The sequence below is a fragment of the Adhaeribacter aquaticus DSM 16391 genome (genome assembly GCF_000473365.1).
In the GTDB taxonomy this organism is placed as follows: domain Bacteria; phylum Bacteroidota; class Bacteroidia; order Cytophagales; family Hymenobacteraceae; genus Adhaeribacter; species Adhaeribacter aquaticus.
This window is the reverse complement of record NZ_KI421517.1, coordinates 816234-831430: the sequence shown is the minus strand read 5'-3', so window position 1 is coordinate 831430 and position 15197 is coordinate 816234. Positions and strand designations below refer to the sequence as shown.

The 15197-nt window shown below is 38.7% G+C and carries 9 protein-coding genes; 7 read left to right on the top strand and 2 right to left on the bottom strand.

What is annotated here, in order from left to right; genetic code table 11:
* Positions 1 to 2: 2 nt before the first annotated feature.
* Positions 3 to 1901 (bottom strand): 3-keto-alpha-glucoside-1,2-lyase-like domain-containing protein, encoded by a 1899-nt coding sequence (locus ADHAQ_RS24620; protein ID WP_051359731.1) that lies wholly within the window; start codon positions 1899 to 1901, stop codon positions 3 to 5.
* A gap of 539 nt (positions 1902 to 2440) precedes the next feature.
* On the opposite strand from ADHAQ_RS24620, the gene ADHAQ_RS0105615 reads away from it, so the two are divergent.
* Genes ADHAQ_RS0105615 through ADHAQ_RS0105605 form a run of 3 tightly spaced genes read left to right on the top strand, consistent with a single transcriptional unit; the run spans position 2441 to position 4755 of the window.
* On the top strand, positions 2441 to 3214 hold the full coding sequence (locus ADHAQ_RS0105615) for a creatininase family protein (RefSeq protein ID WP_026462111.1): 774 nt from the start codon (positions 2441 to 2443) through the stop codon (positions 3212 to 3214).
* A gap of 48 nt (positions 3215 to 3262) precedes the next feature.
* The gene (locus ADHAQ_RS0105610) at positions 3263 to 3862 is read left to right on the top strand and encodes a GNAT family N-acetyltransferase (RefSeq protein WP_084523751.1); all 600 of its coding nucleotides are present in this window, start codon (positions 3263 to 3265) and stop codon (positions 3860 to 3862) included.
* Positions 3850 to 4755 (top strand): aldo/keto reductase, encoded by a 906-nt coding sequence (locus ADHAQ_RS0105605; protein WP_034256606.1) that lies wholly within the window; start codon positions 3850 to 3852, stop codon positions 4753 to 4755. The genes ADHAQ_RS0105610 and ADHAQ_RS0105605 overlap by 13 nt, the downstream gene beginning before the upstream one ends.
* Before the next feature lie 43 nt (positions 4756 to 4798).
* On the opposite strand, the gene ADHAQ_RS0105600 is transcribed toward ADHAQ_RS0105605, so the two are convergent.
* On the bottom strand, positions 4799 to 5671 hold the full coding sequence (locus ADHAQ_RS0105600) for an AraC family transcriptional regulator (protein WP_026462108.1): 873 nt from the start codon (positions 5669 to 5671) through the stop codon (positions 4799 to 4801).
* Between the two features lie 530 nt (positions 5672 to 6201).
* Here ADHAQ_RS0105600 and ADHAQ_RS24615 point away from each other — a divergent pair.
* The 4 genes from ADHAQ_RS24615 to ADHAQ_RS0105580 all read left to right on the top strand — a co-directional run bounded on the left by ADHAQ_RS24615 (position 6202) and on the right by ADHAQ_RS0105580 (position 15068).
* Complete coding sequence (locus tag ADHAQ_RS24615) at positions 6202 to 8073, top strand: sodium:solute symporter family protein (RefSeq protein ID WP_051359730.1); 1872 nt, start codon at positions 6202 to 6204, stop codon at positions 8071 to 8073.
* Positions 8074 to 8264: 191 nt separating this feature from the next.
* Positions 8265 to 9494, top strand: a complete 1230-nt coding sequence (locus ADHAQ_RS0105590; protein WP_051359729.1) for an AGE family epimerase/isomerase — start codon at positions 8265 to 8267, stop codon at positions 9492 to 9494.
* 786 nt (positions 9495 to 10280) lie between these two features.
* Positions 10281 to 13505, top strand: coding sequence for a SusC/RagA family TonB-linked outer membrane protein (locus ADHAQ_RS0105585; RefSeq protein WP_026462106.1), 3225 nt, complete (start codon positions 10281 to 10283; stop codon positions 13503 to 13505).
* Positions 13506 to 13535: 30 nt separating this feature from the next.
* Positions 13536 to 15068, top strand: coding sequence for a RagB/SusD family nutrient uptake outer membrane protein (locus ADHAQ_RS0105580; RefSeq protein ID WP_026462105.1), 1533 nt, complete (start codon positions 13536 to 13538; stop codon positions 15066 to 15068).
* Positions 15069 to 15197 lie beyond the last annotated feature (129 nt).

Below are 15197 nucleotides of genomic sequence, written 5' to 3'. Positions count from 1 at the left end.
TCTTACCAAACAATCGCATATTTAACCATGCCCATGTTATTTTTTACTTTAACCGGCAACAGCATTTCTGTTTTGTTTTGAGCATTGGTCCGGATAACAGGCTTCTCTTTACCCGCTAACTCTATAAAGTATTGTTTATCATTAACGGCATAAAGACCATTAGGCAGTTTGGTAATATTATCACCGGAGGCTACCAGGCACCAGATTTCTTTGGTTTCCTGGCCCGGCATAACGGTAAAGGAATGGGCTAATTTTTTGCCTCCATCTTCTGGTTCTATGGTTTCGCGTACACTGGCGGCTCCTAAAGCATATTTAAATATTGGTCGGCCAGCTTTAGTAACATCATAACCTAAATAGGAGAAGGCTGCATTCGAATCTGGCCAAGCTGTTTTCTGATTGGTAAGAAAGGTAAGGGAAGGCTTAGCCGGAAATTGAATAACGGAGCCTTGCGGAACAGCTAACTGGCTTTCACCGCGACCGTGCCACATCTGAGTTGTTTCCAGAAAATTGCCCCGCCAGATTTGTAAAAATTCGCCGGCGTGTAAATCAACCGTATAACTGGCACCTCCCGGCTCACCTACTGAAATTACGTGGGTTCTTTTGGTATCGCCGTGGTTTACGAAGCCTCTTTGCATTACAGGTTCGTTTTCTACACTTACTGTAATTGGGCCAACTGGATCGGCAGCTCTAACAGGCGTATTTAAACTGCGGTAAGCTACACCCGGACCAGCAACTGACAACGTAATATCATTACTGCGGGCGTACCAGAATCCATAGTTTTTATAATACGAAAGTGTAATAGGGTAGTCACCGGCTTGTAGGTTTACGGTAGCTTCGGCCGAGGAGCCTTTACCTGGATCAACCGTTAAAACTTTATTGCCATTAACAGATAACTCGCCAGTACCGTTTAATCTTTCCGGGTTAACTTCATTCGGGATCCAGGCCAGGTTCAGGTTAAAATAATATTGGCCTGAAGTAGGAACATGAATGGTGCCGGTAATTTTTCCAGCGAAATTATCACGGGTAGCAGGAGCCAGGTGAGCTAACACATCCAGATCCATTACGGTTTTAGGTGTTTTGGAATCAAATTCCGCAACTGATTTAAAGGTGCCGTCAAAAGCCGATAATTTTAAGTTGCTTAACGTTACCAGTTCCGTGCCATAGGCTTTGTATTTGATGTTACGGATAGCCACCGAACCATGATCGCCCTGAATCATTAAAGGTCCTAATGGTTTTTCGTCTTGAAAAGCAGCGGCACGAGTTGGGCCAGTTACTTCTACATTTTTATGAATAGTAACTCCATTTTGCACTACCTCAATAAAACGGGCATTTTCCGTTTTCTGGCCCTGCGCATTAAAACGGGGAGCCCGAAATACAATCCGGAAATGTTGCCATAAACCAGGAGCCTTACTTACATTCTGGGCTGGCGGATGACCTTCGTAGCCTTTGCGGCCTTCTGGTCTGCTCTCGTCCCAACGTTCGTAAATACCACCTGCATCCGAAGATTTTGGATCTTTTACACCCCAGGAGTCAAACATTTGTATTTCGTAACGGCCTTGTAAATAAACACCGGCATTAGAACCTTTAGCCATCATAAAATCCAGCTCCAGTTCCAGGTCGCCGTGTTCCATGGTAGTCAATAAATGGCCTTCAGCATTTTTAGATGGCGTATTTACCAATATTCCGGTACCGGAAGTTGTTTTGGCAGCACCTCCTTTAATAGGGTCAAAAAATACATCACTGACTAATTTCCAGTTATTGGTTACTGGCTTAAAAGCTGATAAATCATTTAGCGATACAGGGGTAAGTGCTAAAGCGGCAGACTGGCTTTTGCTTTGGTAATGGGCAAAAAACAGGCAAACAAGTAAGCAAACTAATTTTGGATAATTTTTGATTTCCATGCGTCTGAATTGGCAGGTACTGTTAAAAAATTTAAAAGTATGAATAAGAATAAGTATAAAACAAAATAAAGGAACTTTTAAATAACCATGTTTAATTGGAACGAATTCTTATAAATTTTATTAAAATGGTTATTGTAAAGATTACATATTTCAAAAGTAATGCTTTCCTTTTATATCTGCCAAGTTTATCTAAAGGCATTTAAGCAATTAAAGTTATGCAATCGGTTGTAAGTAAGTATTTTATTGGAAGTGTCTAAAGTTCGACAATTTATAGCTATTCCTGTATGAAACTTTTACGCTGAGTTACTTATAAATCTTTTTTTGAAAACAGTTGAAAATGTAGCTTATAGTGGCAGCCCACGGATGGGATAACAAGATTAGTAGAAAAACATGAAACCTGTATATTGGAGTCGTATAAGTTATTGAGATTCTTTTTACTCTGGTAACTTTAGAACTGCATTTGTCTTAAATAGAATATATTTAGTGTATAAATAATTGTTCAGAAAGTAATATTATCCAAAATTCTTATTCAGAAACTTATGAGCCCCAGACCATACATCCTTGCGGAAGCAAACTGGAAAACAATAAAAGAAGTTAAATACGAAGTAGCGGTACTGCCTTGGGGAGCCACTGAAGCCCATAACTATCATTTGCCTTATTGTACCGATGTAATTCAATGTGATTTTATCGCCAGCGAAGCTGGGCGGATTGCCTGGGAAACCGGAGCCAAGGTAATGATTATGCCCACCATTCCTTTTGGGGTGCAAACCGGGCAGCTGGATATTCCTTTTTGCCTGAATATAAACCCTAGCACCCAGCTACTAATATTGAAAGATCTGGTGCATTCGCTACTGGTGCAAGGAATTCGAAAACTGGTATTGCTAAATGGGCACGGAGGTAATGACTTCAGGCAAATGATTCGGGAGCTGCAAGGGTTTTTTCCTGATATGTTTATAGCTGAAATTAATTGGTTTAAAGTAGTAACACGGGCTAACTATTTTGATGCTCCCGGCGATCATGCCGACGAAATGGAAACCAGTGCCATGTTGCATATCGCTCCCCATTTAGTTTTACCGTTATCGGAAGCGGGAGATGGAAGCACCAATAAAAATAAGCTTAAAGCCATTCAGGAAGGATGGGCCTGGACACCCCGCCAATGGACCAAAGCCACAAACGATACGGGAGCCGGTAACCCATATAAAGCCACTGCTGAAAAAGGAGCCAAGCATCTGGGAGATACTATCACTAAAATAGCCAGCTTTTTAACGGATGTAGCACAGACTGATACAGCCAATTTATACGAACACAATTAATAACCTTTTATGCTGCGGAAGATACTTTTACTCCTGATTTATTAGAACATGCTAAATAAACTACGCTCGTTCCTGCAGCCAGCAAGAGGAGAACCAGGTGGCTTTCCGGATTTTCCGGTCCTGCAAACAGAAAATCTTACGCTTCGGCAAATTATAGCCCATGATCAACCAACAATTTTTGAAGGTTTATCGGACGAGCGGGTGATTAAATATTACGGAGTAGAATACCATACCTATGAGGCAACCGGGGAGCAAATGCAATGGTACAATACTATTTATGCTACTAAAACAGGTATTTGGTGGGGCATAGCCCGGAAAGAAGATGAAAAATTAATTGGTGCCTGTGGGTTTAATAATTGGCAGCAGGCACATCGGAAGGCCGAAATGGGCTATTGGCTTTTGCCAGCTTATTGGAAGCAGGGAATTATGCAAGAGGTGCTACCGGTGGTGCTTACCTATGGTTTCCGGGAAATGAGCCTGCACCGGATTGAGGCATTTACGGAAACAGCAAATAAAGCTTCTGAAAATTTACTTAAGAAATTTAAATTTCAAGTAGAGGGTACTTTGGTGGATTGGGAAATAAAACATGATGCGTTCATAAGCATTGATATTTGGGCCTTGCTAAATAAAGAATCATGCGTGAAGTAAAATATAAAAAATTAGGTAAATCAGATTTAATCATTAGTCAGGTAAGTTTTGGGTGTATGTCGTTGGGTAATAACCATGCGGACAATGCTAAACTCCTGCACCAGGCAGTAGATGCCGGGATTAATTTTTTTGATACGGCTGATTTATACGCTATGGGCGAAAATGAAATTACTGTTGGTAAAGCATTCAAAGGTATGCGCGACAAAGTAATAATTGCTACCAAGGTAGGCAACCAATGGCGCCCCGATGGAAGCGGCTGGGATTGGAACCCCAGAAAAGAATATATACTGGAAGCAGTAAATAAAAGCTTAACACGCTTGCAAATAGATTACATAGATTTATACCAGTTACACGGCGGCACGCTGGATGATCCGATAGACGAAACCATTGCAGCCTTTGAGCAACTGAAGCAGGAGGGGAAAATCCGGTACTACGGCATTTCTTCTATTCGGCCAAATGTAATCCGGGAATATGTTAAGCGATCTGCTATGGTAAGCATAATGATGCAATACAGTTTGTTGGATAGGCGTCCGGAAGAAACCTGTTTAGATTTATTGCAGGAGAATACTATTGGGGTATTAACCAGGGGAAGTTTGGCACAGGGACTATTGGCAGGAAAAAGTTCGAAATTATACCTGAATTATACTGCGGAAGAAGTTGAGAAAGCAGCCTGGGCCATAGAAGAAGTAGCTGGCAATAAAACAAAAGCAGCCGAAGTAGCCACCCGGTTTGTGTTGTCCCATCCGGCTGTTACTTCAGCTGTATTAGGCATAAGAACCGAAGCGCAGTTGCAGGATGCTATTCAGGTAGCAGGAGCGGCCTCATTGCCTGAAAAAGAACTAGCCAGCTTGAAAGAGAGTAACCAACCAAATACCTATGAGCAACACAGGTAGGTGCCCTTTTAATTTATAGGTACTGGACTATAAGTAGGAATATCTAAATGTATATTCTGCTGCCCGAGTAGTTTTGCCGGAATTCCTTGGGGGTACAGCCGTTCTTTTTCCTGAAAATGCGGTTGAAATAAGATAAATTATTAAAACCACATTTATAAGATATTTCCGCAATGGTTTCTGTTGTGTCAATAAGTAGCCGGGAAGCGTGCCCTAAACGAATTTCATTTAGGCTTTCAACAAAGGTTTTTCCGGTTCTTTTTTTGATAAAGCGGCTAAACGATACTTCAGGCATGTTTACCTCTTTGGCTACATCGGCCAGGGTTACTTCTTTATCAAAATTGGCCTGCATGTAGTTAAAGGCTTTTTCTATCCGTCGGCTATGGTAATTAATTTTTTCGGTAGAAAATGTGCTGTTTGCCAGCAAGCGCATGTTGTGGGAAAGAGATAAGCCATGTAAAATAGAAAATAACTCCAGTACGGATTCAAATCCACTTTTTTGGGTAAGAATTTCTAACCGGGGCCTGAACGCCTCAATAACTTCCCGTGAAAAACTAATGCCCCGGCTTGCCCGCTCCAACAAGGTTTTTATAAAACTTAATTGGTTACGTTGTAAAAATTTCTGATCAAATAAGTCGCGATGAAACTGGATAGTGATTTCAAAAATTTCCTTGTTTTGGCATTGGTGCGTAAACCAGCCATGCGGTAAATTGCTGCCAACCAAAACCAATTCTAAATCATCAATCACTTCTATATGGTCTCCAACAATCCGTTTTACCCCGGCACCATTGGCAATAAAATTTAACTCAAATTCTTCGTGATAATGTAAAGGGAAATCAAACTCTTGTTTTACTCTTGAAAAAAAAGTAAAACAATCATTTTCAGTAAGTGGAGTGATTTCCCGGTAAATAGTATTCATGTAAAAAGTATCTTAAGAATTAAAGTCTTTTAAAGGCAGGGTTACTTTTTGTGCTAAAATTGTTAATAAGGCTTAGTATGTAATTTTCTTAGGTGTTGAGCTTAAGTAACCTTTCTTTAAAATACTTCAATGGAAACGGATTAAACTATTTTATGCTAAATTTTTACCTTTACCAGTTATTTCATTGAGTTATAATTTATTTAAATGTATTTCGTTTAAACCAAATTATAGTTAGTTGTAAAAGTAAAATTATTACTTTACACGTTAAGTAACTTTATAATCAGGTAAAATATTATTAAAAAATGATAATAATATACCAGGAGATTACTCCACTGATTCTGGTTAAGAAGTTTCCTGTGGCTTTATTATAAATTAGAAAAGTAACTTAATAGCAAGAACCTAAATTTCAGTTTTAAGTCAGGAGGATTGATGAGAAGAAATGTTCTTGATTAACTATCAAAGAGGTTTATCTATTAGCCTGGTTGCAAATTTAAATGCTACAATTTCTCACTTAATTTTTATCCAACATCTTGAAATTATCGGCGCTTGATATAGCTATTATTGGACTTTACCTGTCTGCGGTAATCTTTATTGGGTTGGTAATGCGGCAAAAAGCAAAAACAAGCAAAGATGCTTATTTATTAGGAGGTAAAACATTGCCCTGGTATGCCTTGGGCTTATCAAATGCATCAGGTATGTTTGATATTTCGGGTACCATGTGGATGGTGATGCTGGCTTTTGTGTATGGGCTAAAAAGTATTTGGATACCCTGGCTCTGGCCTTCCTTTAATCAGGTTTTTCTGATGATGTTTATGGGAGTGTGGTTAAGGAGGTCTAATGTTACTACAGGTGCCGAGTGGATGTTAACCCGGTTTGGAAGAGGAAAGGATGCGGATAAAGCGCACGCCATAGTAGTTATTTTTGCTTTATTAAGCTGCCTTGGTTTTTTGGCTTATGGATTTATTGGGCTGGGGAAATTTATTGAAATTTTCATTCCCTGGAAGCTTGTACAACCTCATATTCCTTTTTCTATTTCCCCTCCATTTGTTCCTCATTTTTATGGATTGCTGTTTACTTTTTTTGCCGTGTTTTATGCTATCATTGGTGGTATGGCAAGTGTAGTATGGGCAGATGTGTTGCAATATATCATCATGACGTTGGCAGCCATAATTATAGCAGTTTTGGCAATGAATAACCTGGATAAAGCCGTTTTGCAGGTTCCGGAGGGTTGGGCTACCCCATTTTTTGGCGCCACCCTAAGCGATTTAAATTGGTCGCACATTAATCAGGAAGTACAGGAAAAAATCAATTCGGACGGTTATTCCTTATTTAGCCTGTTTTTTTCGATGGTGCTTTTTAAAGGTGTTCTGGCCAGTTTAGCCGGCCCGGCCCCTAGTTATGACATGCAAAGAATTTTATCTGCGCGCAGTCCACAAGATGCAGCTAAAATGAGTGGGATTGTATCGTTGGTGCTAATTCCGGCGCGCTACCTAATGGTTATTGGTTTTGCGGTTTTGGCAATCATAAATTTCAAGCAGTTAAATATAGCAGGAGATCAGGGTATTGATTTTGAAAAAATACTTCCCTCTGCCATTTTAAATTTTGCTCCTCCCGGGGTATTGGGTTTATTGCTGGCAGGTTTGCTAGCGGCTTTCATTGGAACCTTTGCGGGTACATTAAATGCCGCACAGGCATATATAGTTAATGATATTTACTTAAAGTATGTTAATCCCGAAGCTTGTAATAAAAACATAAGCCGCATGAACTACTTAAGCGGTATTGGGGTAGTTCTGGTTAGTATTATCATAGGTTACTTTACCAAAGATGTTAATAGTATTCTGCATTGGATTGTGGCTGGCTTGTATGGAGGGTATATTGCGGCCAACCTATTAAAATGGTATTGGTGGCGGTTTAACGGGAGTGGCTTTTTCTGGGGAATGCTGTCGGGTATAATTCCGGCTTTGGTTTTCCCCTACATCTTTGCCGGCAATCCTTTAAATTACTTCCCTTTACTACTAACACTTTCTTTTTTGGGTTGTATAGTTGGAACCTATTCGCGTCCTGAAACCGATTTGCCTACTTTAAAACTATTCTATTGTACAATCCGTCCCTGGGGATTTTGGAAACCTGTTCATAATTTAGTGGTGGCAGATAATCCTGATTTTCGTAAAAATGAAGACTTTTGGTTAGACATGTTTAATGTGAGCATTGGAATATTTTGGCAAATAGGCTTGACCTTACTGCCGATTTACCTGGTGCTGAAAATGTATATGGAACTAAGCGTTGTGGGCGGAGTAGTTTTGGTAACTTCTTATATTTTAAAAAAGACCTGGTGGGACAAATTGCCCAAAGATACTCCTGCTAATCAGGTTCTAAAAGAAGAAGCCTTTGTCTATAACTAGTTCCTTCTTTAAAATAGCATCCTTCTTTGCCATTCTTCTGTAAGATAAGTTTCAGAAGCATCTGCTTTCCTGTAGAAAATCAATAAAAATAAATGACTTACTTCTTTTAAGTAGGCGGAAAAACTTCTTCTTTATAGCGTTGAGTTAAATAAATATCAGGAAGTTTAAATATCAGGTTCTAACAACAGAAGATGAATAACTCTTTAAATACTGAGTTTTTGGATGACATAAAACAATTTCGGCAGGAAGCAGAAGAAGAGTTGAATAGGATTCTTTTGTTTTGGCGGAAGTATGCTGTAGATGAGGTAAACGGAGGGTTTGTTGGCAGACTTGATAATAATAACCAGGTTGATAAAAGTGCAGCAAAAGGAAGTATTTTAAATGCCCGAATTCTTTGGGGATTTTCTGCGGGGTATCAACATACTAAGAATCCGGAAGATTTATGCCTGGCACAAAGAGCCTTTACTTATTTTGAAGATTATTTTTTGGATAAAGAGTATGGGGGCGTGTTCTGGTCGGTAAGTGCTGAAGGAAATCCTGAAAATACCAGGAAACAAATCTATAGTCTTGCTTTTGCTATTTATGGTTTAAGTGAATTCTATAAAGCTACCAAAAACAATAACGCCTTGCTGTACTGCCAGAACCTGTTTGAATGGATAGAGAAGTATAGCTATGATCCGGTGCAGGGTGGCTATCTGGAGGCTTTTAGCCAGGAAGGGGATCTGTTGGAAGATTTACGCTTAAGTCCTAAAGACCGTAATGCGTTAAAAACCACAAATACGCACCTGCATGTATTGGAGGCATACACTAATTTATATCGGGTTTGGCCAGATAGTAAACTAGCCAAGCAATTAACCAATTTAATTCGGGTATTTCTGCACACTATTATCGATGGAGACCAAGGTCATCTTAAATTGTTTTTTACCTCTGATTGGGTATCAACCGCTGATTTAATTTCTTTTGGTCATGATATAGAAGCATCCTGGCTATTGGTGGAAGCAGCAGAATCCTTAGGTAATACTGCTTTGCTAATGGAAGTTAAGGTGGTTGCTGCAAAGTTAGCTGCCGCTACTGCCTTGCAGGTTCAGCCGGATGGTAGTTTGTATCATGAATTCAATGCTAATCTAAATCATTATGACAAGCACCGGGAATGGTGGGTTAGCGCCGAAGCAATGATTGGCTTTATGAATGCCTATAACATTACTAAAGAAATAGTTTTTTTTGAAAAAGCTTGGAATAGTTGGAGCTTTATACAAAAGCACTTGCTGGATTATGAAAAGGGAGAATGGTTCTGGGGCGTGTACGATGATTATTCAACTATGCTTAAAGAAGATAAGATAGGGTTCTGGAAAGGTCCTTACCACAATACCCGCGCTTGTTTAAATATTTTTTCCCGCTGTACATCTCTTTTGGAAGTATAAATCCTAAAGCTCCATGCTGTTTGATCTTCTTTAATCTGCATATTTAAATTTTACTAATTCTATAATATTAGAAAAATTATATGAATACTAAAAGGTGGTTGCTAGTTTATATAATTTTTATACAATAATAATTAAGGATTAGTGCTTAATTATTATGTAGTTACATAGGTTGGAATTTACGTAAATAATAAGTTACAGGAGTTAAAAGGGTATAATAATATTACTTTGTGTAATAGCAACAATAAGTCATTTATTGGGAAATTGTTAAAATTTCCTTTCTAATTCTTTGTTTTTATGTATTTTTTAACAATCAATTAGTTTTTATAAAAATTATTTAACTATGTTAAAAAAGTATTATAAAATTTTTAGTTAATATGGTAATCGTGTAAATAATAGTATTAGATAAAATAAAATGCCAGGTATATAAATTCTTTATTTTTTAAATTTTTCATAAAAAATTATGCATAAAAGTGGATTTGTGTTTTCTTTTATGTAAAGTGCTTTTAGTATAGTATCCATGTATTTTTCTCCCAAAAAATAGCACTTTTGAAAATATAAGCGAAGGAAAGGATAAAAAAGTATTACTTTTACCTTAGTTAAAGCCCTTAAATTTGAGGCCAGAAAATATAACGGCTTGAATTTAGTTGAATCCTAAATATACCTTAAGTAACTCCTCTTATTCTTTTCGGTAAATCCAGGTAATATTAAGAATATCATATTTTTATTGAAGAAATGGAGTGCATAAGCCTGATGGTAGAACCAACACAATTATTTATATAAATTTCTATGAAGAAAAAGAATACCCATTCTTGGCAGCGCAAAAGTTGCTGTTTATTATTACTGCTCGCATTAGGAGGAGGCGTAACCTCCAAAGCAGCAGTTGCTTCTGTAAAAGCGGCGGTTAAACCAATTGCCTGGCCGGTAAAAGGTAAAGTTACCTCTAGCGACGGCGAAGGTTTACCAGGCGTTACAGTAATTGTAAAAGGTACTACAACTGGTACTACTACTGCTCCGGACGGATCCTTTACCTTGGATGTGCCTGAGAAGGCAGGAACTTTAGTTTTTTCTTATATTGGTTATACCTCACAAGAGAAAGCTTACACAGGTCCGGCTACTTTCAATGTTGTGTTATCTGATGATGCTAAAGCTTTACAAGAGTTGGTTGTGGTAGGCTATGGAACACAGAGACGGGAAGATGTAACAGGTGCTATCAGCTCTATAACAGCTGCTCAAATTGAGAAAACGCCGGTTACAACTTTAGATCAGGCTTTACAAGGTCGTTCTGCCGGGGTTCAGGTAACTAACAATGATGCTTCTCCGGGAGCTGGTATAAATGTACAGATCCGGGGTGTAGGTGGTTTCGGTAATAACGATCCTCTTTACGTAGTAGATGGCTATCCAATCACTGGTGGTATTAATACAATCAACCCTTCTGATATTGCCTCCATGGAAATATTAAAAGACGCATCTGCTACCGCAATTTACGGTAACCGGGCGGCTAATGGGGTTGTTATTATAACTACTAAACGGGGTAAAGCCGGTGAAATGCAAATTTCATTAGATGCTTTAAGCTCTATCCAAACTAAACCTAAAATGTATAAATTAGCCAATGCTCAGCAATTTGCTACATTAGCTAATGAAAGAGCGGCTGAAGATAATTTCCAACCTCTACCTGAGTGGGGTAATCCGGCTGCTTTACGTAACATTGATTGGCAGGAAGAGTTATATCGTCCAGGTCTTCGCCAAAACTATAATGTTGGTATCCGTGGCGGTAGCGATAAGTTACAGTCTGCTTTCTCTTTAGGCTTTTTAGATCAAAAAGGGATTGTTGAAGGATCTAATTACAGACGTTATAACGCGAGTGTAAACGTAGATTATAATGCTACCAAGTGGTTAAAAGCTTCTTCCAGCATTAAATATACCCGTAGCAATAGCAGAACTGCTTTAGGTACAGGTGGTCAGAATGCCGGAGTTGGTATTGGTACTTTAACCAAGTTAATTCCAAGCATGACTGGTAACCCGGCTACTGATCAGGTAATAGGGCCAAATGGTGAATACGGTTATTTTACAAAAAATAATACAGCTGTAAATTACCTAGATAACCCAGTTGCTTTGATTCAGACGCAGGATCAGAAAAACGAAAACAACTACTTATTAGCTTCTGGTTATTTAGAGGCAACACTAGCGAAAGGTCTTCGGTTAAAAACAAACTTTGGTACTAATATCGCTGATTATTCTGGCTATTATTTTACGCCTTCACATGAGCGGTTACAGGCACCTGTTTTAGCTAATTATTCTCAGAGCGCTAATAATACGGTAGATTATTTGTGGGAAAATACTGTTGCTTATACCAAAGCTTTTGGTCAGCACAATATTGACTTCGTAGGTGGTTTTTCTTTTCAGCAAAATAACTTCCGCCGGATTGGTGGTAGTGGTCTGGGGCTAATTAGCGACCGGTTACGTAATTTAGGAAACGTACAAACTATCACTAACATTTTTGGAGATGAGGTTGCCACTTCTTTAGCTTCTCAATTCGGTAGAGTTAGTTACAACTTCGCAGATAAATATTTATTAACTGCAACCGTAAGACGGGATGGTTCTTCTAAATTCCCAGCACATAACCGTTATGGTGTATTCCCATCTGCGTCTATTGCCTGGAGAGTTAAAAACGAAGCTTTCCTTGCTGATGTAAATGTATTATCTGACTTAAAAGTAAGGGCTAGCTATGGCCGTGTTGGTAACCAGGCTGGTATAGGTCCATTTAGATATTTAGGTCAATATTATACTGGTGGTAACTATTTGTCAATTAACAACTTAGGTTATCCGTTTAATAAGGTTTATCAGGAAGGCTTTGCTTTACAAGGTTTACCAAATCCTAACCTAAAATGGGAAACTTCTGTTCAGAGCGATTTAGGTTTGGATGCTTCATTCCTGAATAATAAACTAACCTTCACGGCAGATTATTACATTAAAGAATCCCGTGATTTCTTGTTAGATATTCCGGTTCCATCACAAACTGGTTTCTCGGTAGCAACCCGTAACGTAGGTAGTATCCGTAATAGTGGTATTGAATTAGGCGTTGAATACCGTGAATCTCAAAAAGCTTTCCAATATGGTATTGGAGCAAACATTACTACCGTTAAAAATAGAATTTTAAGCTTGTATGATGGTTTAAATGCTATTGGTAACATTGGTGGTTTAGGTTTCCCGAATGTAGGTGGTAATACCTGGGTTGAGTTTAGCCGTTCTGAAGTAGGTGGCCCGGTAGGTGCTTTCTACGGTTATAAGAGCGCAGGTATTTTCCAGACCCAAGCTGAGATTGATGCTTTAAATACAGCAGCTGTTGAGAAAAACGGTGAAAACACGTTCTATCAGGCTTCTACTACTGTTCCCGGCGACCGTAAGTTTGTTGACTTAAATGGTGATGGCCGTATTACAACAGAAGACCGTACTATTATTGGAAGTCCACTACCTAAATTCTTTGGTGGTCTTAACTTAGATGCAACTTTTAAGAACTTCGACATGAACATGTTCTGGTATGCATCTGTAGGTAACGACATCTTCAACTACACCAGCAGAGTTCTTCAGAATTTTGGTGCTACGCAAGGTGGTATTGGTTTACAGAACGTTGGTTTAGATTACTACAACAACTACTGGAGAGCAGATCGTCCGTCGGATATTTATCCAAGAGTAACTCGTCCTGATCTTAATGGTAACACGCGTCCGTCTGATGCTTATGTAGAAGATGGTAGCTATTTAAGATTAAGAAATTTACAAATTGGTTATACTATTCCAGGTACTTTTGCACAGAGAGCTAATATCAACAAGATCAGAGTATTTGTAAGCGCTCAGAACTTAATAACCTTCACTAAATATTCTGGTTTAGACCCTGAAATTGGTCAGGTAGCTGATCCAAATACTGGGAATAGAAACGTAACCATGGCAGGTATTGATGTAGGAACTTATCCTTTATCTAAATTCTTTGGCCTTGGCTTGAATGTAACGTTTTAATTAGAAGTAACAGATATCATTAATCAATTTATGAAATTAAATAAAAGTATATATATACTTACCTTGGGGGTGGCTACATTACTGCCCCTAAGCTGTAAGGACTTTTTAGATGAGGCAGATACTAGAAATATCTCCGAAGCATCTTTGTTTAAGAAGCCTGAAGATGGTGTTAGATTAGTAAACGCAATCTATGATACCTTCCACGATTCAGATTTTATGAACAAATCTTTGTGGTATGGAGCTAACTTCTTATCACAGGATTTCCACAATTACGGTGCTGACGTTTTCTTCGAAACATATGAAGTTCCAACAAACTTTGACCCATTAAACATTGCTTGGGTTAAGTCTTACGAAGGTATCGCCAGAGCTAACTCTGTATTCCCGATTGTTGCTAAAATGAAAGCGGATGGTGTAATAACCGAAGATTTAGCAAATCGGTTAAACGGGGAAGCTTACTTTCTGAGAGGCACATTCTATTATTATTTAGCTTCTATGTTTGGTGGTGTTCCTTTAGAATTACAAACTGTAACAGATGAAGGCCGTCACCCACGTAACACCCAGGATGAAGTTTTTGCGCAAGTAGCTAAAGACATGGAAACGGCAGCTAACCTGTTACCATGGAACTATAAAAATGACCGGTCAAACTTAGGTCGTGCTACTAAAGGTGCTGCTTTAGCTTATAAAGGTTCTGCTGAAATGTGGCAGAAGAAATATGCGGATGCAGTTAAAACCTTTGATATGATTGATGCGGGTGGTTATAAGTTAGAGGAAAATTTCCTTAACATCCACGAGTATGCGAATCAGAATAATGATGAGTCGCTTTTCGAAGTACAGTTCTTAGAAGGTGCTGATCAATCTTGGGGACACGCTGATGAAACCATCTGGTTTACATCTTTCCACATGCCGGAAGAAATTACCAACTTTGGTTATGGCTACGCCGATCCGAAATTGTATACTTCTTTTGAGCAGGACGATAAAAGAAAGATGCCTACTGTAATTGGCCCAGGCGATACACACCCTAGCCCGGCTATTCAAATTAGCGCTTATCCTAAAGTGAAAGAACTATTTGGTGGTATCAATACTCTTGGCACGAAAGAAAAGCCTTGGAAAGGTTCTGATGGTCTTCGTTCAGGTTACTACAGTGTAAAAACCTGGAGAGATCCGAACGTAAGAGGCAGTACTGGTAACCCACAGACTATTTTCAATGGTCAGAATGTTATCATGATGCGTTTAGGTGAAGTTTATGTAAGTAAGGCCGAAGCTTTATGGAGAAGCGGACAGGAAGCTGCCGCGCGCGAATTAATCAATAACACCATACGGAAAAGAGCTGGTTTAGCTCCGGCTCCGGCTAACAAAGCGTTTAAAGATATCATCATAGAAGAATACCGTCACGAGTTATCTGGTGAGATGTCGTTATGGTTCTTATTAAGAAGATCAGGTGAGCATAAGAATTATGTAAGAGACGAATTTGGTATTACTATTCCTAGTGGAAAAGATATCCTGCCAATTCCGCAACAAGCTATTCTTAGCAATTCAGAATTGAAACAAAATTCTGGTTATTAATTCTTAACACCTGAATTTGTAAAATCAAATTTGTGGTAGGTTAATTTGTAGTAAAAGGCCTTGTAAAAATTACAAGGCCTTTGCTGCTTATGATAAAGACCAGAATGAAGTAGTTGTTATATATGTTAC